The 20,665-nt window shown below is 59.3% G+C and carries 21 protein-coding genes; 9 read left to right on the top strand and 12 right to left on the bottom strand.

The window, feature by feature from the left end; translation table 11 throughout:
• The first annotated feature begins 303 nt into the window (after nt 1–303).
• Nucleotides 304–1,098, top strand: a complete 795-nt coding sequence (locus GJ633_RS05090; protein ID WP_156587710.1) for a hypothetical protein — start codon at nt 304–306, stop codon at nt 1,096–1,098.
• Nucleotides 1,099–1,684: 586 nt separating this feature from the next.
• Complete coding sequence (locus GJ633_RS05085; protein WP_156587708.1) at nt 1,685–2,089, top strand: SHOCT domain-containing protein; 405 nt, start codon at nt 1,685–1,687, stop codon at nt 2,087–2,089.
• A gap of 85 nt (nt 2,090–2,174) precedes the next feature.
• Here the strand turns inward: GJ633_RS05085 and GJ633_RS05080 are convergent, their stop codons facing one another.
• The 3 genes from GJ633_RS05080 to GJ633_RS05070 all read right to left on the bottom strand — a co-directional run bounded on the left by GJ633_RS05080 (nt 2,175) and on the right by GJ633_RS05070 (nt 4,059).
• Nucleotides 2,175–2,855, bottom strand: a complete 681-nt coding sequence (locus GJ633_RS05080; protein ID WP_156587707.1) for a hypothetical protein — start codon at nt 2,853–2,855, stop codon at nt 2,175–2,177.
• 163 nt (nt 2,856–3,018) lie between these two features.
• The gene (locus GJ633_RS05075; protein ID WP_231741237.1) at nt 3,019–3,525 is read right to left on the bottom strand and encodes a DUF6653 family protein; all 507 of its coding nucleotides are present in this window, start codon (nt 3,523–3,525) and stop codon (nt 3,019–3,021) included.
• Nucleotides 3,526–3,624: 99 nt separating this feature from the next.
• Nucleotides 3,625–4,059 (bottom strand): hypothetical protein, encoded by a 435-nt coding sequence (locus GJ633_RS05070; RefSeq protein WP_156587705.1) that lies wholly within the window; start codon nt 4,057–4,059, stop codon nt 3,625–3,627.
• Nucleotides 4,060–4,153: 94 nt separating this feature from the next.
• On the opposite strand from GJ633_RS05070, the gene GJ633_RS05065 reads away from it, so the two are divergent.
• The gene (locus tag GJ633_RS05065; RefSeq protein ID WP_156587703.1) at nt 4,154–5,029 is read left to right on the top strand and encodes a CPBP family intramembrane glutamic endopeptidase; all 876 of its coding nucleotides are present in this window, start codon (nt 4,154–4,156) and stop codon (nt 5,027–5,029) included.
• 115 nt (nt 5,030–5,144) lie between these two features.
• Here the strand turns inward: GJ633_RS05065 and GJ633_RS18455 are convergent, their stop codons facing one another.
• The 3 genes from GJ633_RS18455 to GJ633_RS05050 all read right to left on the bottom strand — a co-directional run bounded on the left by GJ633_RS18455 (nt 5,145) and on the right by GJ633_RS05050 (nt 6,206).
• On the bottom strand, nt 5,145–5,327 hold the full coding sequence (locus tag GJ633_RS18455; RefSeq protein WP_156587701.1) for a hypothetical protein: 183 nt from the start codon (nt 5,325–5,327) through the stop codon (nt 5,145–5,147).
• A gap of 186 nt (nt 5,328–5,513) precedes the next feature.
• A complete protein-coding gene (locus GJ633_RS05055) occupies nt 5,514–5,843 on the bottom strand; it encodes a hypothetical protein (protein ID WP_156587700.1) in 330 nt (109 codons plus the stop codon).
• Between the two features lie 3 nt (nt 5,844–5,846).
• Nucleotides 5,847–6,206: a hypothetical protein gene (locus GJ633_RS05050; RefSeq protein WP_156587697.1), complete on the bottom strand. Its 360-nt coding sequence runs from the start codon at nt 6,204–6,206 to the stop codon at nt 5,847–5,849.
• 560 nt (nt 6,207–6,766) lie between these two features.
• Between GJ633_RS05050 and GJ633_RS17010 the strand changes: the two genes are divergently transcribed.
• Nucleotides 6,767–6,922, top strand: coding sequence for a hypothetical protein (locus GJ633_RS17010; protein WP_197431240.1), 156 nt, complete (start codon nt 6,767–6,769; stop codon nt 6,920–6,922).
• A 64-nt stretch (nt 6,923–6,986) separates the two neighbouring features.
• Here the strand turns inward: GJ633_RS17010 and GJ633_RS05045 are convergent, their stop codons facing one another.
• Nucleotides 6,987–7,769, bottom strand: a complete 783-nt coding sequence (locus tag GJ633_RS05045; protein ID WP_156587696.1) for a metal-sulfur cluster assembly factor — start codon at nt 7,767–7,769, stop codon at nt 6,987–6,989.
• Between the two features lie 2 nt (nt 7,770–7,771).
• Nucleotides 7,772–8,854, bottom strand: a complete 1,083-nt coding sequence (locus GJ633_RS05040; RefSeq protein ID WP_156587694.1) for an amidohydrolase family protein — start codon at nt 8,852–8,854, stop codon at nt 7,772–7,774.
• 118 nt (nt 8,855–8,972) lie between these two features.
• On the opposite strand from GJ633_RS05040, the gene GJ633_RS05035 reads away from it, so the two are divergent.
• Nucleotides 8,973–10,016, top strand: coding sequence for an NAD(P)-dependent alcohol dehydrogenase (locus GJ633_RS05035; protein WP_156587692.1), 1,044 nt, complete (start codon nt 8,973–8,975; stop codon nt 10,014–10,016).
• Between the two features lie 36 nt (nt 10,017–10,052).
• On the opposite strand, the gene GJ633_RS05030 is transcribed toward GJ633_RS05035, so the two are convergent.
• Genes GJ633_RS05030 through GJ633_RS05020 form a run of 3 tightly spaced genes read right to left on the bottom strand, consistent with a single transcriptional unit; the run spans nt 10,053 to nt 13,098 of the window.
• Nucleotides 10,053–10,880 (bottom strand): ATP-binding cassette domain-containing protein, encoded by an 828-nt coding sequence (locus tag GJ633_RS05030; RefSeq protein WP_156587689.1) that lies wholly within the window; start codon nt 10,878–10,880, stop codon nt 10,053–10,055.
• Nucleotides 10,877–11,884 (bottom strand): ABC transporter permease, encoded by a 1,008-nt coding sequence (locus GJ633_RS05025; protein ID WP_156587687.1) that lies wholly within the window; start codon nt 11,882–11,884, stop codon nt 10,877–10,879. The genes GJ633_RS05030 and GJ633_RS05025 overlap by 4 nt, the downstream gene beginning before the upstream one ends.
• An 8-nt stretch (nt 11,885–11,892) precedes the next feature.
• A complete protein-coding gene (locus GJ633_RS05020; RefSeq protein WP_156587685.1) occupies nt 11,893–13,098 on the bottom strand; it encodes a sugar ABC transporter substrate-binding protein in 1,206 nt (401 codons plus the stop codon).
• A gap of 199 nt (nt 13,099–13,297) precedes the next feature.
• Here GJ633_RS05020 and GJ633_RS05015 point away from each other — a divergent pair, with 199 nt between their 5' ends.
• From GJ633_RS05015 to GJ633_RS17630, 3 genes are all read left to right on the top strand, one after another.
• Nucleotides 13,298–13,954 (top strand): transaldolase family protein, encoded by a 657-nt coding sequence (locus GJ633_RS05015; protein ID WP_156587683.1) that lies wholly within the window; start codon nt 13,298–13,300, stop codon nt 13,952–13,954.
• 181 nt (nt 13,955–14,135) lie between these two features.
• Nucleotides 14,136–15,452, top strand: coding sequence for a histidine kinase N-terminal 7TM domain-containing protein (locus GJ633_RS05010; protein ID WP_231741236.1), 1,317 nt, complete (start codon nt 14,136–14,138; stop codon nt 15,450–15,452).
• Nucleotides 15,449–15,817: a HAMP domain-containing sensor histidine kinase gene (locus tag GJ633_RS17630; protein ID WP_321168916.1), complete on the top strand. Its 369-nt coding sequence runs from the start codon at nt 15,449–15,451 to the stop codon at nt 15,815–15,817. The genes GJ633_RS05010 and GJ633_RS17630 overlap by 4 nt, the downstream gene beginning before the upstream one ends.
• 538 nt (nt 15,818–16,355) lie before the next feature.
• On the opposite strand, the gene GJ633_RS18100 is transcribed toward GJ633_RS17630, so the two are convergent.
• Nucleotides 16,356–16,484, bottom strand: coding sequence for a hypothetical protein (locus tag GJ633_RS18100; protein WP_255470515.1), 129 nt, complete (start codon nt 16,482–16,484; stop codon nt 16,356–16,358).
• Nucleotides 16,485–17,678: 1,194 nt separating this feature from the next.
• Here GJ633_RS18100 and GJ633_RS05005 point away from each other — a divergent pair.
• Nucleotides 17,679–20,665 (top strand): PQQ-dependent sugar dehydrogenase (locus GJ633_RS05005; RefSeq protein WP_197431239.1); only part of this gene is annotated, 2,987 nt, incomplete at its 3' end.

Below are 20,665 nucleotides of genomic sequence, written 5' to 3'. Positions count from 1 at the left end.
TTTTCTCGTCGGGTTCTCTCGCTCACTTCGTTCGCCTCGAGAACCGCTCCTCGAAAAACCTGGTGGGAAAAAGCCGACGGCTCGGCCGCCGGCCTCGCCGTCGGTGAAACGCCTCGCTGCGCTCGGCGTATGCTGGCGTCCGCTCCGATCGATCCCTGAGTTGCCTGTACTGACCGCAGCCGGGTCAGAATATGTCTCCTGTTGAGGATTTCAACAGAGCCGGACGTGCTTGAACCACTCCCGACAGTCCCAATAGCGGAGCACCATGCCAACCTTTAGGAGAGGTGCCGTACATCTCCGTCTATGGCAGCCCTCAAGTCCCTCCAACCAGCAGTCGGTGCGTTACTCCGGAACCCGGTCCTCATCGTACTCGTCGGACTCTACGGTCTCGTACAGCTCCCTCAGCTCCTCCTCCAGCCGTCTCAGCCAATTCTCGCGGCCGTCGTTTCGCTCGGTGCGAGTGGTATTCTACTTCTGGCAATGCCGTTCATTCAGGGCGGCCTCCTTGGGATGGCGGACGAAGCGCTTACCGGACGGACCAATTTGAGCACGTTCATCGCCGAGGGGAAGCGGAACTACGTGACATTGTTGTTGGGGTATTTCGCGATCTTCGCGATCAACCTCGTCCTCGGTGTCGCCATGGTCTTCGCGGTCATCATCGGCGGCTTCGGCTTCGCCGTGGGGAACGGCCAGCCAAATCTCGCGGTGCTTGCCGTCGTCGCCGTGGTCGGCCTGCTGGCCCTGTTAGCGTATCTGTTGTTCGCATTCTTCATCCAGTTCTACGCTCACGCGGTCGTGTTGAGTGGTTCCGAATTAGTCGCTGGCTTCAAACAGAGTGTCGCGCTCGTGCGACAGAACCTCTTGAGTACATTCGGGTATTCGCTGATCCTTCTGGTCGGTGGCGTCGTTCTCGGAGGCATCAGCGGACTCGCCTCGTTCATCTTCGCCCCGCAACCGGCCGACTTCCCGTTCTCGTTCCCTGAAGTCTCGACCGTACTTGTCGCGGTCGCCGCGGTTGTCTATATCCTCTCCATCGCGGTGCTCGGCGGGTTTTACGCGACCTACTCGGTTTCGTTCTATCGCTCCATCGAGGCGTAGACACCGAGGATCCTCCCCACGGTCGCCCTGAGAACAAGCCGAAGATGGTCTCGGTCGTGGTCTGGCGCGCACCACGGGGCTCACCGTCGGTCCTACGAGCGAGCAGTCAGAGAAATGGTTCTGGCTCCGGACCGACGAATGACTCGATAGTGGGTCGGCTCAAATGGTCAAGGATGGGCCGTGCGGCGTCTCCGGGACCGGACCGCAAGGACACTCTGTTGCCGGGCCGGCGTGTACCACGGGTCTTACCGGTGGCCGACAAGCGATAGAAGCCCCGCGTTGTTGGTTGATCAACGGCCTCGGTTAGAACACGGTCAGGATCGTCCCTTCGTGTGATATGAAGTCGGTCGAAAATCGCTATCCGAATTTTGAGAGATCCCTATAGACTTCGTGGGGCGTAAGATGGATTGATTTGGTTCTGTTGAAATCCTCTTCTTCAGATCTATTCTCGTCTGAAACAGCCAGTCGCTGAGGAGTGCGAACTGGCCAATGTTCTGTCTCCCTAAACAAGCATATATCCGTCCCTTAGCGGGATCTCAGTCCCACTTCCACGATTTTTAAGTTGTAAAATAGTTATGGAGATACTATGTACGAATTGGTCCACCGCTATGCCCCCCAGAGTCCCGCTGGTCGAACTGCGATTGCTATCATCGGCTGCTTGATCGGTGTCCCAGCATTTGTGCTCGGACTCATCGGACTGGGTGGAAACGTTGCGGCAGGCCTCTTGTTTCTCTTGCTTAGTACGGTAATACTTGGAATCTCCGGACAGTTGATACTAGGGGTCGTCCGTCAGGCGAATGCGGCTCCACTATCCAGTCCACAGGACGATCCGCAGATGGACGACGCAAATGAAACACCAATTGAAACGCTTCGACGACGATATGCGGAGGGCGAAATTGATGACGAAGCATTTGAGCGACGTCTCGATCAACTCGTCAAAACAGAAGAACCGGAACAGCGGAAGACCGAGAGCGAACGGGTGTTAGAGTAATTATTTGTACTGATCAATTTGTGACTCATTTGTGTTAAACGCAGCAGGAAAATCTCTAGACTGGATTTGGCAATTTACTACCGTTTCACTCTTTTAGAGGTTCGAAATCCTCCAGTACAATCCACATCACGGCAGCGAAGAGGAGACTGGTTAGTATTAGGATGCGGAGCCCGACAGCGGTATAGAGCCCAACTGCTACGATGTACCCAGAAACAACTGCTACTGGGGTTCTAAAGCTCTTGTTGCGGTAGCTGAAGACAGCTAGCAAAGCGACTCCAATCGTTGCAGAGAGACCAATCACATACAGTCCCATACGTAGTAACCCGTGGCCCCAAGCCCCTCTTTGAAACCCAACTAATGAATAGCAGTCTGATTCATACACGATATAATTCTCTTCCGTTGTATCAGTCGAGATCTCGTATTCCTCCGGATGCATGGTTGTAGTGTATCCCCCATCCGACTGGAGTGTTGAGAGAAACACGTCTTGAGCATCTGGCGACAGTTCACTAAAGTCAGTTACTCGGTCATCAGCAGTAGTATCGCACTCCTCTACCTGAGATTCAACTCGGTAATCATGCTTCTCGGCATTTGACTGTATCATCTCAGCCCCGACAGGGATCATTAGCCCACTAGTGAGCGCAAACAGAGCGAGCATGATGACGGGGATGTGGTAGCGTGTCAGACCAGACCGAAGGAATACGAGCACTCCCGCGATAAGAAAAATAGCGATTGGAATACCTAATTGAATAGCAGATAGAGGGACCATATGGTGATTTTCAGAATAACATAGTATATATTTTGTGTGTTTCTATCAAATGTCGAATTTAATTTGTTGTTCAACTTATACTGAAACACTATCCAAAAGAACGCTCTCAACGATATCTCGGTACATAATTATCCTGTATTGAACACAGCTTAGTCAGAACGCATCACCTGCCGAGTATTTCAACAGGGCCAACTCGCCGTATATCACTTCGATGGCTATCCAGATGTTCACGATACCACCGTTTTTCCGCATCGTATCGACGGACAAGTGCCGCTACATACCACAGTTTCAGCACCATCGAAGCGGCTCCTGCAAGCACCGTTGCACGTGGCCGTCGTCGATACGCCGCGAAGAACGCGTATCCTGTCGCAGGGATATTGAGTACGTTGAGGATGTTTGGATAGGACAGTTCAAAAACCGGCTGTCCGTGTTCCGTCGTCCACCACTGTTCGGCCAGTACCACACGAGTCATCCACGCCTCGTCATTCACCGGCGGTGAAAACAAAACCGGGTTGACCACGGTGAAGATGACGGTAGCAACGGCAACTCGCCATCTCCGCTGATACACTGCGTACAGAAGTACAGGCAAGATGAGTGTTCGACTCCACCCGCTTTTCGGATTCGAATGCCGGTTCCAGAACATCTCTTTGAACTCGTCAGTCGATTCCATACGCAGGTTTGGCTCCCAAATCGCAAATAACTGAGTACGTGTATCGGCCGACCACACGTAGAGCACGAACGCTACTGATCGGTAGAGATGTCGTGTCGTTCAGGTGGAAAGGTACCAACCGAAGAGAAGAGGGCTCAACAGAAGTGTGAGTGGAACGGCAATCCAAACTTGTCCGGCGAGGAGATTGTACTGTCCGAGTGTGACGGAAACTGGCGTTCCTTCGACGTACCCAACGAGGAATTCGAAGCCGACCGTGAGGAGAGTCCAGAGAATCCCGACCACGAGTAATTCGAGAAGCGTGTACTCGACCGGAGTCCAGTTGAAATAGGCGAATGAGAGGGTGAGGATCGCTGTGACTAACAAGCCAGTACTGAGAACGTGGCCACTATAGTCACCGAATCGTGGAATGAGGACAATCTCTCTGAAGCCGCCATTCAGGATAGCCACGATCGCCATCACGATCCAGAGTCCGAGCGGATACAGCAACACGGAGAGCCGGACGGATTGTGTGTCTACCGCAATCAGTGAACTCATATTTGCGTTCCATCACACCGGAATCACAAAATGCTGTGTTTCACCACGGCTGCGAGTTCTAAACTGTCGGCTGCTGTGATTCTGGGAGTGTTTTATGAACGCGGCTGCTGATTCACCAGTTATGTATCCGTTGAGAAACGGGGGTCTGCGACGACGGGTTCTCGGGTTTTTCGCTCTCACGTATCTCTTTTCGTGGCTCTGCTGGGGTGTTGGGTCAGCCCTCGGGACAGATACCGCTGGTTGGTCGGTTCTGAGTACGCTGGCTGGCTTTGGCCCGCTTCTAGCAGGCGGGTTCTACAGCTTCCGCGACGGCGAGGCGCGCTCGTGGGCGCGGCAAGCCGTCCACTGGCGTGTCGGTGGTCGGTGGTGGCTCGTGGCGGTCCTCGTTGCACCGGTTTTGTCGCTTCTCGGCTATGGCGTGTTTCTCTGGGTTACGGATGCGACGATGCAGATAACGAGCGATCCACTCTATATCCTGTACCCTGTCCTCTTCTTTTATATTCTGCTGTTGCGGGGTGGATTTGGTGAGGAGATGGGATGGCGGGGATTCGCGCTTCCGTATCTACAGACAAAATACAATACCACCATCGCGGCGTTTCTGATCGGGATCGGATGGGCTGGATGGCACTTACCGCTGTTTTTCATTCAGGATACACAGCAGGCGGGCTCGTTTAGTATCTATCTCGTTAGTGTGATTGGGCTCTCGATCGTCCTTGCCTGGTTGTACACCCGAACCCGTGGTAGTGTACTTCTCGTGGCGGTTTTCCACGCCCAATGGAACGTATTCGATAGCGGAGCGCTGTTTTCGATGCAAGCTACGGAGACGATTATTGCTCCTGTCGCATCAGCTGTCGTTATCTGGCTCGCTGCACTCTCGACCATCGCGTTTGATCAAGATGTGATGTTATCGATACAGGAGAGGCCGATCCTGCTTGACGGGATAGTTGAAAGTGAAAGTAATGACAGGTGAGCGACGTAGTCACGTCAGTTCGAACTAGTAGACAGGAACGCATATTGGTTTGTGAACTACCTAGTGCCTGTTTAGAACGACGTACGAGATACAGAGGATGATGAAGCGAACAGCATCAAGTCGAACTAGTTTGCCACCCGATGAATTTCTCGAATCCATACGTGAACCCAAAGAAGACAACGACAAACACGGACCAACGGAATACATCGAATGTGCCTGTGAAAGCAAGGACATTGAAAATATACGATAACGATGCGCCAACAAACGCAGCGAGGTAGAGATTGCGTCGGGTGTTCATAGGATGTTGTCTACCGAAGTTCGTTTAATTCTTTTCCAGAGGATCTCCTCGGGTCTATCTAACGATGATTGGTGCATACCCTAAGGAGTGATTTTCACCGCGTGAGCGATATTCGACTCGATCTTCACTTCCACCGAGCCTACTAGTAGATTCTCGCCCGGTAGTGTTGCGGGCGTACATTTCGAATTACCGGAGAGACGTCTCTATCTCATCGACGACAGTATCTACGAACTCGCCGGTAACCCGGCCCTGCCACGCTGCTAGATCTTCGATCCGCGGCGAGTGGACCGCCCACGGGGAGACGAACGACTCGCGCGGAACACCGCCGACTTCCCACACGTCGGAACTCAACGGCATAGAGTCTTCGTACTCCTTGGTCGAGATGGCGACTCCGAGGAACTGCTCGTCGTCGAACGGGTGCGAACTGTTATTGGCGATCAACCACGGACGCTGGCGGTCCTCGCCCAGCTTGAACGGGTCGGAACTCCGAACGACATCTCCTCGTTCCGGTTGCATTTATTACTCCCGCTCGCTCGGGTGTGGCTCGACCGGAGCGACGGCCTCCCAGTCGTCCGGATCGATGCCCCCATCCTCGTCGTCGAGCTGCTCCGTCGCTGTATGGAGGTCGTACGCGTCCTGAACCCGGTTCAGATCCTCGGTTATCGCCCAGTATTCCCCTTTGTGTCGGACGAGATCGCGCTGTTTCAGCCGAGAGAGAGCGGTTCCGACCGTGTTCGGGTCTTCCTCGATTCCGGTCGCAATTTCCGATCGGGTGAACGCCTTGTCCCGATTCGTGTATAGGTAGACGAGTACCTGCTTGGGAACGCTCGGACTATCCGGTAGCTTCCCCGTTTCGAATTCCTCGATACGGACGGGCATAGACAGTACTTAACGTGCTGATGTAATGAATATACTGCCGTACCGAAGTCACCGACGGTCAAGACAGATCCACTTTCACCGAGCCTACTAGTAGATTGTCGCCCGGTAGTGTCGCGGACGTACATTCAAATACGCTTAGCTCCCGTGTGAGATGTGTGGCTTCTTCCATTGACGAATTCATCGCGTTTGAGTTGAGAGGCGAACCCCATATCCGGGGGCGTCGAATCAGCGTCCGTCAGGTGTACGCCCTCGTCGAATAACGTGGTGAAGACCCCGAAGCAATTGTGGATCGGTGCGATCTCGACGTGGCCAATGTCTATCCGCGCTGGCGTACTATCACGACAAAGACGGCGACGTATTTGGAGACGGAAGGAATCCACGCCGAGCACGTCCGCGATGCGCTCTGGCAGGGAGCCGACGACGAAGCGGATGACCTTCCCGTACGCACGGGAACACGAACGTATCCTCGTGACGAGTGACGTGCAAGACTTCGGTGGATTACCACCTGCTGCTCACGTTCACCCCAGACGTTGAAGTACGAGGTCGTGGTACTACGACCCATGGCTTCAGACGGCAGCCGATGTCTTCGGTGTGGGGAACAGTTCGACTACGACGACGGCGCCTGTCCGAACTGTGGCTGGAGCAGCGCGGAGTTCCGGTCCCGTGGCCGGTACAACCTCGCGCGGCCGGGGACCGGCGAGTGGGGCGAGGACTGAACGGAGCGGACCCGGACGGCTGCGGCGAAGGTGGACGGCCGAATCGGCGGGGCGGCCGCGAGACTCAGTCGGACGCCCCGGACTGGCGTGCCTGGTGGAGGGCGTCGCAGACGCCGCCCTGGCCGTCCATGTTGACCTGCGCGAGACGGGCGCGGCGGTGGACGAGTTCGGCGTCGGCAGGAGCGATAGGCTCCCCCTCCGGGGTACGGAACAGTCGGTCGGACTCCGCGAAGTAGTCGAGTGAGCGGGCTTTCTCCAGGTATCGGTCGATATCGGCTGTCGACGTCACAACCGCGAACGCTCCCCCGGGGACGTCGATGGCGATTCGGTCGGCGGCGGCGTCTCGGTTGAGGTCGCTGCGTTCGAGGTGGGCGACCTGTTCGAGATCGAGGCCGGCGTCGAGAAGCGACTCGACGGCTGCGTACTGCCTGGAGAGGACGGCCTTCTCGTCGAGGGTCGAACGGACGTCAGTGACGCCGTCCTCGGCGTCCGGAAACGCCTCCGCGAACGAGAGGCCCTCATTGACACCGTGGTTCACCTCCGTCTCGTGCATGTGCTCGCGGAGTTCGATGGTACAGTCGTCGACCGACGGGAGCGCCTCGACGGCGTCGCGGGCGTCGACCGCCATCATCCAGGCGAACGCCGGCGAGCACCACGCTGTCGGGAGTGTGAACGCGACACGGACGTGCGCACCGTTCCCGCCGGCTTCGACGCGGATCTCGTCGACGTAGCCGAGTTCGACGATGGAGCGGTCGAGTTCGGGATCGGTGACCGGCTTGAGCGCCGATTGGATACGGTCGTGCGTCGGGAGGGTGCCGGCGGGTTCGTCTGTTGATTCGGCCGTCATTGTCAGTCGGCCGCAGAGGGAGTCTCGTCGGTGTAGTGCGCCTCGAGACCGAACTCTTCGGTGATGGCGTCGTCGCGGAACTGCGCTTTCTTTTCTTCGATATCGATGTCGTAAAGCCGGGCAGCGTTCTCACCCATGATCTTCCGCATCACGTCCGTCGAGAGCTCGACGCCGTACTCGTCGCGTTGTTCCTCGGTGAACTCGGCGTTCATCACGCAGTCGACCAGCCAGTCGGGGTTCCAGAGTGCGTAGTCGCTGCCGAAGAGGATACGGTCCTCACCCAACCAGTAGAGCAGTTCGCCCATGATCTCGCCGAACTTCCGGGGGCGGTTCTGGGCCATTGGCGCGGCAACCGCGAGCCCGCCGTAGACGTTCGGCTCCTGTGCGGCGATCCAACAGAAGTCGTCGAGGCGCGGGAGTCCGACGTGTTCGACGATGAAGTTGAGTTCGGGGAACGAGCTCGCGGCGTCGTCGACGTCAGCGACATCGAAGGCGTCTCGGTTCAGCGGTCGGATGGTCGGCCCCTTGTGGGGGTGGATGTTCTTGATGCCGAGCTCCGCACACTTATCGAGGTAGCGGAACGCCTCCTCGCTATCGAGGCGCCACCCCTTCGAGTCGCTGCGCCACTCGGCCGTGTAGAGCTTCACGCCGTCGATATCGTACTCTTCTTTCTGTCGCTCGAGCTCTCGGAGGCCAGCCTCGCCTTCGCGGGGGTCGAAGCGCCCGTTCGTGATGAATCGCTCGGGGTGCTCGGCCGCGACGGCGGCGTTGTCGTCAACGGTGTTGAATCCTTCCTCGTAGAATTCGTGGAGGTGGGTCGGCTGGAAGATGCCCATGTCGACGGACCCGTTCTCGAAGAAGTCCGTCAGCATCCGCTCCCGTGAGTACTTGCGGTATTCCTCGAGGGTCCACTCGCGCTCGGTCGGCGTGAACCCCGTGTGGTAGTCGTAGAAACACCTGATGAACTCCTCGCCGCCCTCGTGGACGATGTTCTCCTCGCTGGCGTCCCAGAAGTGGATGTGGGAATCGATGACAAAGATGTCGTCCTCGCCGTCGTATCGGTCCGAATCGGTTGTTCGATACATACGGCCTACTGTGGGTAGTGACACCACATAAACATCACTATCGTTAATGGCGATATCTGGCGGTGCCGGGATCTGTGGCGAACGTTTATTGAGATTGCCGTGACAGTTACTCACAGCCATGGAAGCCGCACGACTCCACGGGTACACCGAGGAGATGGGCGACGCGCTCAGTATCGACGACGTCGAGCGACCATCCGTGACCCAGTCGGACGACGTGGTCGTGAGAGTGGAAGGGGCCGGGTGGTGTCAAACTGACAATCACATCATCGAGGGGATGTGGACCGACTACGTCGACCAGGACCTCCCGATGACGCTCGGCCACGAGAACGCCGGCGAGGTCGTCGAGGTCGGCGCGGAGGTCCAGACCGTCGAGGTCGGTGACAAGGTCATCTGTCACCCCGTCGCGACCTGCGGCGAGTGCCGGCAGTGCCGGCTCGGCGAGGATATGTACTGCGAGAACCTCTCGTTCCCCGGGCTCACGACCGACGGCGGGTTCGCGGAGTACCTCCTCACCAACGAGCGCGCGACGATTCCGCTCCCCGGCGACATCGACCCCGCCGACATCGCGCCGCACGCGGACGCCGGCATCACGGCCTACCACGCGGCCAAGAAGGCCGTCGACGAGCTCAACCCCGGCGACCCCGCGGTCGTCATCGGCGTCGGCGGGCTCGGCCACATCGGTCTCCAGTGTCTGGACGCGACGAGCGCCGCCGACATCGTCGCCCTCGACGTGAAACCCGAAGCCCGCGAGCTCGCCGAGGAGCTCGGCGCCCACTACGTCGTCGACCCGACGTCGACGGACGTCCCCGACGCCATCGCCGACATCACGGACGGCCACGGCGCTGAACAGGTCCTCGACTTCGTCGGCGCCGACGAAACAACCGGGTACGCCCCCGACATCGTCGCGCCCGGTGGTGACCACCACATCGTCGGCTACGGCGGTCACATCCACGAACCGGCGCAGGCGCTCGTTGACGGCGAGTTCGCCTACCGTGGTACGCTCGTCGGCCGCTACACCGAACTCCAAGAACTCGTCCGTCTCGTTGAACGCGGCGATGTCGACCTGCGAACCACGCGGTATGACCTCTCGGAGATCAACGACGTTGCGGAACAACTCGAGCGCGGCGAGATCGAGGGACGTGCCGTCATTACGCCAAACTAACCACTCCGGTATTCGATAGCGAGAGAATCCTGTCTGTTACTCGTCCATACTTTTGCTCTCAAGCGTCCCAGTTGTCATCAGCTCGTTCAGCTCTTCGAGATCCGTCTCCTCCGGCTGTTTGATGTTGACGAGAGAGCCCCGGAACAGAACACCGATCCGGTCGGCAAGTTTCAAGACAGACTCGATATTGTGGCTGACGATGACGATGGTAATTCCCTGATCGGCCAGTTTCTCGATGGTGTCCTGGACGAGGCGGGTCGCGTCGACGGAGAGTGCACTCGTCGGCTCGTCGAGGATGATGACGTCCGGATCGAACGCGAGCGCCCGCCCGATGGCAACCAGTTGGCGCTGGCCGCCGGAGAGAAACTCTACCTCCGTCTTGATATCGACGTCGCGGCCGAGTTGCTCCATCATAATCTGTTCGGCCCGCTCGTACGTCTCGTCCCAGTCGATGAACCGCAAGGGACCGACCCCGTTGCGCGGGAACTGTCCCATAAAGATGTTCGTCGCGATGTCCAAGTCATCCATCAGCGCGAGATCCTGATAGACGGTCTCGATGCCGGTGGCCCGGGCGTCAGCGGGGTTGCTGAAGTTCACCGGCTGACCGTCCTTGTATATCTGCCCCTTCGTGGGCTCGTGGACGCCGCTGAGCATGTTCATCAGCGTCGACTTGCCGGCCCCGTTGTCCCCGACGAGCGCGAACACCTCCGCCGGTCGGATCTCCAGTGAGACGTCATCGACTGCGACGATCCGGCCGAACTGCTTGGTGAGGTTCTCCGCCTGGAGCTTCGGCGGCTCACCCGCCTCGGCGTCGGCGCTGTCCGCGTGGCGCTGTTCCGTCGCGGCCTCGTGCTCGGCGCTCATACCGCACCACTCGCGAGGATGCGAGCGCGGAGCTTGGTCTGCGTGCTGTACAACAGGATCGCGACCAGCAGGACGATGCCGTTGATCATCTGTATCTGCGTCGCGCCGATGGCTTGACTGTTGTTCAGCGCCGACTGAACGACCTGGATGAGGATGACGCCGCCGAGAGCACCGGTGATCTTCCCCCGGCCGCCGAAGAGGCTGATACCGCCGATGACCGCGCCGGCGAACGCCTGGAACACGAGCCCCTCCCCGATCAGCGGCGGGACGACGCCGACGAACCCGGTCAGCATCAGCCCTGCGATGGCCGAGAGAACGCCGCTGACGGTGTAAATGACGATGATGAGCCGCTCGGTGTCGATCCCCACCTCGCGGGCGGAGTGTTCTGAGCTTCCGAGCGCGTACACTGCCTGACCGAAGGACGTGTACCGCAACACGAGACCGGTGATCAGGAACGCGACGAGCATCAGTCCGATGGCGAACCGCGGCGTCCCGCCGACCTGCGTGTAGAGGCTGGGGAGCCCCGTCACCGGCTGGGTCTGCATCGCGGTCTTCGCCCCCTCGAAGATGATGAGGAAGGCCAGCGTCTGCAGGAACGGGTTCAGCCCGACCTTCGCGATCATCACCCCGTTGGCGAGGCCGATCAGCGATCCGACGAGCAGGATGACGGCGAACCCGACCCACGGGCTCGTCGTCAGCGCCCAGCAACTCGGGCAGGTCCCGAGGATCATCCCGGTGAACATCGCCGAGAAGCCGGCGATGGAACCGATAGAGAGGTCGAAGTGTCCCGACAGGAGACAGAGGCTCTCGGCCAGCACCAGCAGGCCGATCGGGACCGCTCCCCACAGGATCAGTTGCACCGACCTGAACGTCTGGGGCACGAACACCAGCACCCCCAGGAGGACAACGGCCAGGATCGGCCAGATCATGTTGTCCAACAGCGTCAACATCACGTCGTCCCTGTCCCCGAAGACCCGGCCGACGACTCCTTGTTCCGTTGCCATCGGTAGCGTTAGCCCCAGACGTTACCCCAGAGGAACGGCTGGTCGTAGTTCTCCTGCGTGATGACGACGCTGTTGGTCCGGAACCACGGGTGGCCGTTCTGCTCGCGCATGATCCCGGGATCCCAGATCGGTTCCGACCACAGTTCGACGTCCTTGTGTTGGCCGGACTCGATGGTCAGCTGGTCGGACGTGACCTCCGACCCCACCTCCGGGATGACGCTGTCGTCCATGCCGCTCTCGACGTACTCTCGCATGTAGTACATCGCGATGGGGTTGTAGAAGTAGTTGGGCTGGTCGACCGCCGCGTCGATCATCCCCTCCCCGACCAGCGGGTTGACCTCGGGGCTCCCGTCCATCTGGGTCAAGCAGATGTGGCCCTCCTCGCCTTGCGGGACCAGCATCTCGAGGTTCCGTAGCGCCTGGACGACGCCGAGTCCCATCGAGAGGTTCCCGGAGTAGATGCCGTCGACGCGGCCGTTGGCCTGGATCCACTCCTGGACGGTCGACTGGGCCACGTCGCGGGCGTACTCCCCGTTGAGCGTCTGAACGACCTCGACACCGTCGTTTTCGGCCATCACGTCGAGGAACCCCTGTGAACGCTGGTTGGCCGACTGGTTCCCCTGGACCCCACGGACGTTCAGTACGCGCCACGTGTCCTTGTCGGGGTACTGCTGTTCGAGGGCGTTGAGCATCTGCTCGGCCGAACTCGCACCCCCGTCGTAGTTGCTGAACCCGACGTACAGCGGGATCTCCGAACTGGAGGTGTCAGCGTTCGTCGCGAACACCGGCGTTCCGGCCTCCATCGCCTGGTTGATCGCCCCCTCGGCGGCCCCGGTCTGCCAGACGCCAACGAGAATGGCGTCGTGGTCGCTCTGAGTGAACTCGCGGATATCTGAGACCTGTTTCTGGGCGCTCTGCTGATTCGGCCGGACGTCAAGTTCGATGCCCTGATCTTCCGCGTAGAACTCCGCGGCTTCGATGTAGGCCGTGATCCACGAGCCGCCGCGGACGTACGCGGTCATCCCGACCTTGTCGAGCGAGTTGTCGCCACCGTCGCCGGCGTCTCCGGTGGTGCCGCCGTCGCCATCGCCGCCATTACCGCCGTCGCCGCCGTCACCTCCGTCGCCCCCGCCGCCAGCGCACCCGGCGAGGGAGACGGTCGTGATTGCTGCACCAGACATCTTCAGGAATCTGCGCCTGTCACTGTGTCGCATAGAACAATCGTTTAACCTATTAATACATAAAGATTATTCATGATAAATTGCCAGAGGGAAACGGCACAGTGGCCTTTCGTTCAGCGACGTGACGCGCTCCGTATGCGTCTTCGCCGATACGGCGAGCATGTGAGGTCGCGATCGGGGCGCCTTCGTCCGGGCGGTAGTTTCATTCGTGTCGGTGTCGAATCCGCGTCTCGTGCGCATCTACATCGACACGGCGTCGCCGGAACACATCCGGGCCGCCGATCGACTCGGCGTGGTCGACGGCGTGACGACGAACCCGTCCATCGTCGCCGACACCGACCGGCGGTACAGGGACGTCGTCGAGACGACTGCGGAGATCGTTGACGGACCAGTGTTCGCGCAGGTGCTCGCCGAGGACGCGGACGAGATGGTCCGTGAGGGTCGCGGCTACCAGGAGTGGGCGGAGCGGGTAATCGTAAAGCTCCCGGCCACGCGTCCGGGATTCGAAGCGCTGAGACGCCTCCGTGCGGACGACGTTCCCGCCGGGACCACCGTGGTCTTTAGTGTCGAACAGGCCGTCCTCGCCGCGAAGAACGACGCGACCTTCGTCGCCCCCTACGTTGGTCGTATCGACGATTCCGGTGCAGACGGCCTCGCAACGACCCGCCGTATTCAGTCGGTCTTCGACGCACAGGGATTCGAGACGGAGGTGCTGGCGGCGAGCATCCGGAACACGACACAGGCGACTGCACTCTACGAGGCCGGGATCGACGCGATCACGATGTCCCCGTCGGTTCTCGACGCACATATCGACCACCCCGAGACGGCGGCGGGGGTCGAGGGTTTCGCGAAGGCCTGGGGGGACCGGGACCCGCCCCTGTCTGAGTGACATTCGCCGTCCGGCGGAGATCGGCTGGGTCTCAGCCGTTCTTACCGAAACCGAGTCCGCTCCAGACGGCCCTTCTGCGTCTCGCTATCGGCGCGATGTTCGCCTCGCCCGGCGGTCGATCTTCGAACCGGTACCCGAATCGTTATCGGACCGGGGTGTGACGAGAGGACCGTCCGGTCGAATGAATCCGATCTTCCTCGCGCACGTGTCTGTCTTCGCGCTCTCGGGGCTCGCCTGCGTCGCCGCGATTCCCCGGGCGCTGAAGGTTCGTCATCCCGAGACCCGCGAGGGGCTCGTTGCGTTGCTGTCGTCGGTCGCGCTCTGGTCGGGCGGGTACGTCGGCTACTTCCTCGTGCCCGGAACGGCGGCCAAGGAGGCGTCGTACGTCGTCGGGTTCGTCTCTGCGCTGGGTGCCGTCGCCGCGTGGCTCTACTTCTGTGCCGCGTACACCAACCGATCGCCGCGGCACGCGCCGTATCGGTGGTTCGTCGCGGGTGCGTTCGCCCTGACGGCGGGGGTGAAAGTCACCAACCCGCTCCACGAGCTCTACTTCACGACGGCGTGGGTCACCGAGCCGTTCCCGCACCTCGCGGTCCGACACGAACTGCTCTACTGGGTGGTGCTCGGCATGTCGTATGCCGTCATCGCCGTCGGCTTCTTCATGCTGCTCGAGCAGTTCTACTACACCGGCGCGGACAGTCGTCCGCTCGTCGTGCTTGCGTGTCTCACCGCGGTCCCGGCCGTCGCGACCGTCACGGGCGAGCACTTCTCGTGGCTCCTCCCGCTGATGTACGAGCCGCCGGGCGTCGCGCTGTTCGCGGTCGGGACGCTTTTCGTCTACTTCCGGCGGTTCGAGACGATCCAGTTCGCCGCCGAGAGCGACGACGCCGCGATCGTCTTGGATCAGGCCGGCCAGATCCGCGACTCCAACCGAGCCGCCCAGGAGCTGTTTCCCCCGCTCCGTGGCTCGATCGGCGAGCCGCTCGAAGCGGTGCTCCCGCGGCTCGCCGTCGATCTCGACGCGGACGAGGTGATCGCGGTCGAGTCGGATACGGAGACGCGGTTCGTCCAGATCTCGCGAAACGCCTTCACTTCCGGCGGCGTAACCTCGGGAGAACTGTTGACCCTCGACGACGTCACCGAGCGCGAGCGGTACCGCCGCCGGCTGGAGGAGCGCACCGAGCAACTCGAGGCGTTGAACCGGGTCGTCCGACACGACATTCGCAACGACATGGCGGTGATCCACGGGTGGACCGAAATGCTCCGCGACCACGTCGACGAGGAGGGCCAGGACGCGCTCGACCGCGTGCTGCGGAAGTCGAGACACGTCATCGACCTCACCGAGACCGCCCGCGACTTCGTCGACTCGCTCGCGGACGACGCCGCCCCGGAACTGAAGCCGATCGACCTGCGATCCCTGCTCGACGTCGAGGTCCAGAGCGTGCGCGACGCCTACCCGACGCCCGGATCGTCGTCCCTGAGGAACCGCCCGCGGTGACGGTCCACGCGAACGAGATGCTCGCGTCGGTGTTTCGCAACCTGCTGAACAACGCCGTCCAGCACAACGACACCGAGACGCCGACCGTGACGGTCACCTGCGAGGAGGACGACGATCGGGTTCGGATCCGGGTCGCAGACGACGGCCCCGGTGTCGCCGACGACCGGAAGACGGCGGTGTTCGGCAAAGGCGAGAAGGGGATCGACAGCGCCGGCTCCGGTATCGGCCTCTACCTCGTCGACCGGCTGACGACGCAGTTCGGGGGTGACGTCTGGGTTGAGGACAACGAGCCACGGGGTGCCGTCTTCGTCGTCGAACTGCCGAAGGCGACCGACGACTCGGATCCGAGCCACTCGGGACAGTAGCCGCCGGTAGTAGCCTCACCGTTCGGCGTTTCCGATCCACCGTTATCTCTCGCCGTCCGGCCGTATCACTCCTCCGTTCGGCCTCTTTCGTGGCGTGGGGTGGTCGTGTCCTCGAATGATATCTGGCCGAATCCCACCGTCTCGTCGGCGGTATCGCGTGGATCGACTTTGGGTTCGTGGAGCGAGAGCGCACGCCCCAGTAAGCGATTAAAGAAGTATTCAACACTATCACAAACTACCACTTTCAAATACTGTATATTAAATTGAAATATATTCTATATGATAGATAGGACGGCAGTTCATAACTTGGTATACACACCGATCCCCAGCCAGCAGGTGGCGACGGTCTGGATCGCGGGGCTGTCGATCAGAAAGCGATCCGCGTCGACGACGAGCAGTACTGGCTGTACGTTGTTGTCGATCCTGAAATCACCAGAATCCTCTATTCTCGGTTCGATTTGACGTATCTGATCCGATCGAGGGGTATATATCACGATATGTTGGAGAATACCCGAGAAACACGATGTCTTCGACGTCTTCAGAAACTGGACCCTGATGGACGAGCGAGCGTATCCCTCTCGTCAACGCCGTGTTTCTCGTCGATGACGTCGACGATCTCGAAGGAGCACTCTGCCGAGAAACCCACGACTACTGGGGCGAGATCCACGGTAACCACAACGGTGTTAGATATATAAACAATATTGTGTTTCACAGGAATACTCTGTTTATGAATTATTTTACTCACGTTGATCCACTGACCGGGAAAACGTGGATACAAGCCCACCCAGTTTGGTGAACTCATGCCTGCGTTAACACCGCCGCGCGCTGTATCCCGGAAGTACGTTGGATCCGCTCTGGAAACGACTGGGAAGATATACTGCGTGAATCCCACCTCGAAATAGAGCCGTTTCACGAACCAGCGGATGAATTGGTGGATTGAGGGCCGAGGAACGCTCGATCGTACGACTGCAGTTCGTGACGATCGGCTCGGAACCCCAGGGAGAGTGAGTTTGACGATAGAAAGACACGGAAGTTTGAAACATCGAAATTCCCGTTCCGGATCGCCTCTTACATTACGAACGTATCTTTGTAATTCTCTGCGAGGACGACCGCATCGTTGGGTCCGAGGGAGGTTCTCGGTCGCGACGGCGTCGAACAGCGGCCTGAGCCATCGACGACGTCGTCAGCGGACTCGGCGCCGGAAGAGGCTACCAGGAGGACGCTGTTCGTCACCGAGTTCGTTCTCGATCTGTGGGTCCATTCGGAGTCACTGAACAGTTCGCGGGATCTGAAAGAATAGTACTCGTGTTACCGCGCGTCGCTCGACCGTTCGATCCGGGTAAGCAAATCATACTGGCCTCGAGACGACCGGACTCCGTCGGCTGCTCGGTTGTGGCGTCGATAGATAGTACGGGACGGTGTCGAATCACCACGCGTTCGCGGGAACGGTGGTCCGTTCGCGCCGGTTTCCGTCCGGACCGGTACTGGCCTCATACGGACTGTTGTAACTGACTCCAACGCTCCGTCTCACTCGGCGGTGAGCTCCCCGTTTCTAACGAACGACTCCCGTTCGCCTTTTCGCGGGATCGGGTCTTCCGACTGCGGGGATCACCACGGTCGTCACGGACTGTGTACCGCTCGTCTGCTGCTGACGGAGTACCGCCAACTTACTACCCATCACTGCCTGACTATTTGTTATACAGCTACTATCGGCCCGTAATCACTTGTTTCTCGTGATATCTAGCACATACTAATAATACCAGTTGGTATACGTCTGGTCATCCCCGGCAGCCTGTATTGCTCGTCGGGGACGAACCAATCATGTCCAGATCAGATACACGGAGATTCGACACGAACTGATATGACGAACAGCAAGACAAGACGACTGTTAGCCGTCCTTGCGGCGATATTTATGATCACGGCGTCGATGGCCGGCGTCGCCGGCGCGTCGATCGTCGGCGACGCCGGGACGCCGCACGCGTCGCAAGTAGATACTGCGACCGCGTCTGGTGACGGCGTGCGTTCAGTTAGTGACACAGCTGCCCCCAGTAGCGGAGATAGTGCCGAAACCACCACGAAGAACAGTCTGAAGAGTCAGACACAACGGCTCGAACGATTGGACAGTGGTGCCGGTACACTGGCGGACATCCAAGAACCGGGGTTCCAGAAGGACACGTTGCTATCGGATTCGGAAGTCAATCAACCGATGGCAATTGAGTTCTTCCCCGGGGACAGCAGTCGATTTCTCCTCTTGGACAAAGAGGGCGAAATCTGGATCGTTGATTCAGACACCGGGAACAGCCAGGTCTACATGGATCTCGGTGATAACCTCGATACCAGCAGTGAAAGTGGTGTCGTTGACATCACCATTGACCCTGACTTCAAGAACAATAACCAGTTCTACCTATACTGGACTCCCGGAAGTCCGGACGTTACTCGTATTTCCCAATTCACTCACCAGGAGAACAGTGGTGGATTGAGCAGCACGGGCGATGCGTCCAGTGAGGATGTCGTGTGGGAGGCTGACCAGTCAGGAAACTTTCACATTGGTGGAAGTGTTGACTTTGGTCCCGAAGGGGCAATCTGGCTGACCCACGGAGAACAGAACGGACTCGGTGGCCAGGGTGACGACGTCTATGGGAAGGTCATCAGGGTGAATCCTGATGGCTCAGCCCCAGCGACGAATCCCTTCGTAGATGACCCTGACGTCCCCGATGAAGTCTTCGCGTACGGCCTCCGGAATCCCTTCCGGTCTGGTTGGGATCTTCAAGGAGACAATCCGCGATACTACATCGGTGACGTCGGTGGGAACTCTGATCCCGACTTCGAAGAGATCAACGTTCTCACTCCGGCGGACATCAGCAACGCCAGCGATGGCGAGTACGTGAACTTCGGATGGGACGGCGAGAACGCTGGATGTGAAGGTGAGTTCGAGGCAGGATCCACCTCTGAAGAGTGTGACCTCCCGAACCACCGAGCTCCCCTCTACGACTACCAGCACACTGGAGCCGGTGCGTCTACCGACGCATCGGTGACTGAAGGGACAGCATATCACGGTGATATGTTCCCGAGCGAGTACCAGGGAGCCTACTTATTTGCCGACCAGGCAGAGGATTGGCTCGGCCACATAACCTTCAACAATGACGGTAGCATTGATCAGGTCAACAAGCTCGATGATGAGTTGGTTGGTGCAGTCGACATGGAGGCGAGTCCTGACGGTGCTCTCTACGTTGTCCGCCAAAGCTGGCAGGACACGAACGGTGTCGAGAAGTACACCTACGAGAGTCCAACCGACACGGAACCTGACATCAGTGCCTCGAGCACCGACGTCAGTGTGGCTAACGACACAACTGAGACGGTCGACATCACTGCGAGCGACGCAGATGGTGGTACGCCGAGTCTCAGTATGGTCTCGGGTCCGAGCTATGCGTCATTTACCGACGATGGTGACGGAACAGGGACGCTGACCCTGTCTCCGAGCGCAAGTGATGAAGGGTCCGATACTGCGATCGTTGAGGCACTGGACGATGAAGGCGACACTGCTCAGGTGACGATCAGTCTCAGTGTCTTCCTTCAGGGAGAAACGTCCAACGAAGACTGGGACGGCGACGGAATTCCGAATGACGAAGACGTCAATGACGATAACGACGGTCTCGACGACACGGAAGACCCGTTCGCCATCGATCCTGACAACGGGATGGATACCGATCTTCCAATCGAATTCAGTCTCGAACCGAACTCGGAACCCGGCACGATCCACAACGTTGGATTCACCGGACTGATGACGACTGGGAATCACGACTACCAGGATCTCTACGATGAGTCGCAGGTCACGGTTGATTCCCTGACTGTGCAGGACATCCCGGATAACGACGCGAACAGTGACCATCCCGGGATGTACGGATATCAGACCGGGTTCAACCCACCGTCTGACGAGACGATCTACATCAACACCACCGTGAGCGGACTGCCGAGCGACGCTCAAGCGTATCAGCTCTTGGGCGCCCAGTTCGGCATGGGTGACCAGTCGAACTATGTGAAGCTGGTCACCACCGGTGCAAGTGGTGGTGGCGTCGAGTTCGGAATGGAAGACGGTGAGGGCAACTGGAACACCGCAACGGTGAGTGATTCCAGTGTCCTCGGTCCCGATACCCAAACTGAACTCTCCATCGTCGTTGATCCCACAACCGAAACCATCACGGGTTACTACAAGGTCGAAGATGGCGAGTGGCAGCAGGCGACGGCAGCAAACGGAGATTCCTACGAGCTCCCATCGGCGTGGCTCGACACGTCCGATGACGTTGCGCCGGCTGCCGGCCTGATATCGACGTCGATCAATGCCCCATCCTTCGACGGGACGTGGCACGACTTCGAGGTATCGACGTCCGCGGATGCGGGCGATGGGAACTCCCCACCCACGGCCGATGCTGGATCGGACGTCACGGTCAATGAGGGAACGAGTGTCACTCTCGACGCGTCTGGGTCTGACGACCAGGACGATGACTCCCTGACCTACTCGTGGTTACAGACAAGTGGCACTTCGGTCACCTTGTCCGACACTTCAGCAGAGCAACCGACGTTCACCGCTCCCGAGGTCAGTGGGAGCGAGACGTTGGCGTTCGAGGTCGAGGTCGACGACGGACAGGCAACCGACACCGACACGGTGAGTGTCACCGTGCAGGACACGGATGCCGATACCGGCGCGGCACTCTACCGAGTGAACGCTGCTGGTCCAGAAATCAGTGTATCCGGGGGAACGAATTGGGGGGAGGATACGAACGCGAACCCCAGTCCGTACCTTCTGTCGCCTGAGTTCGGCGTGACGAATCAGGATCAACCAGAGAATCT

It is taken from the genome of Halorubrum sp. CBA1125, assembly GCF_009742825.1.
GTDB lineage: Archaea > Halobacteriota > Halobacteria > Halobacteriales > Haloferacaceae > Halorubrum.
The sequence above is the reverse complement of the archived record's forward strand: the minus strand, read 5'-3'. Positions and strand labels throughout refer to the sequence as shown.

Coding starts and splice junctions, on each gene's coding strand:
- GJ633_RS05085 (WP_156587708.1), top strand. CDS start 1,685: ATGTACGAATTGGTCCACCGCTATGCCCCCCAGAGTCCCGCTGGTCGA.
- GJ633_RS05070 (WP_156587705.1), bottom strand. CDS start 4,059: ATGAGTTCACTGATTGCGGTAGACACACAATCCGTCCGGCTCTCCGTG.
- GJ633_RS05065 (WP_156587703.1), top strand. CDS start 4,154: ATGAACGCGGCTGCTGATTCACCAGTTATGTATCCGTTGAGAAACGGG.
- GJ633_RS05040 (WP_156587694.1), bottom strand. CDS start 8,854: ATGTATCGAACAACCGATTCGGACCGATACGACGGCGAGGACGACATC.
- GJ633_RS05010 (WP_231741236.1), top strand. CDS start 14,136: ATGAATCCGATCTTCCTCGCGCACGTGTCTGTCTTCGCGCTCTCGGGG.
- GJ633_RS05035 (WP_156587692.1), top strand. CDS start 8,973: ATGGAAGCCGCACGACTCCACGGGTACACCGAGGAGATGGGCGACGCG.
- GJ633_RS05025 (WP_156587687.1), bottom strand. CDS start 11,884: ATGGCAACGGAACAAGGAGTCGTCGGCCGGGTCTTCGGGGACAGGGAC.
- GJ633_RS05075 (WP_231741237.1), bottom strand. CDS start 3,525: ATGGAATCGACTGACGAGTTCAAAGAGATGTTCTGGAACCGGCATTCG.
- GJ633_RS05050 (WP_156587697.1), bottom strand. CDS start 6,206: ATGCCCGTCCGTATCGAGGAATTCGAAACGGGGAAGCTACCGGATAGT.
- GJ633_RS05030 (WP_156587689.1), bottom strand. CDS start 10,880: ATGAGCGCCGAGCACGAGGCCGCGACGGAACAGCGCCACGCGGACAGC.
- GJ633_RS05055 (WP_156587700.1), bottom strand. CDS start 5,843: ATGCAACCGGAACGAGGAGATGTCGTTCGGAGTTCCGACCCGTTCAAG.
- GJ633_RS18455 (WP_156587701.1), bottom strand. CDS start 5,327: ATGAACACCCGACGCAATCTCTACCTCGCTGCGTTTGTTGGCGCATCG.
- GJ633_RS05020 (WP_156587685.1), bottom strand. CDS start 13,098: ATGCGACACAGTGACAGGCGCAGATTCCTGAAGATGTCTGGTGCAGCA.
- GJ633_RS05080 (WP_156587707.1), bottom strand. CDS start 2,855: ATGGTCCCTCTATCTGCTATTCAATTAGGTATTCCAATCGCTATTTTT.
- GJ633_RS05045 (WP_156587696.1), bottom strand. CDS start 7,769: ATGACGGCCGAATCAACAGACGAACCCGCCGGCACCCTCCCGACGCAC.
- GJ633_RS05090 (WP_156587710.1), top strand. CDS start 304: ATGGCAGCCCTCAAGTCCCTCCAACCAGCAGTCGGTGCGTTACTCCGG.
- GJ633_RS17010 (WP_197431240.1), top strand. CDS start 6,767: ATGGCTTCAGACGGCAGCCGATGTCTTCGGTGTGGGGAACAGTTCGAC.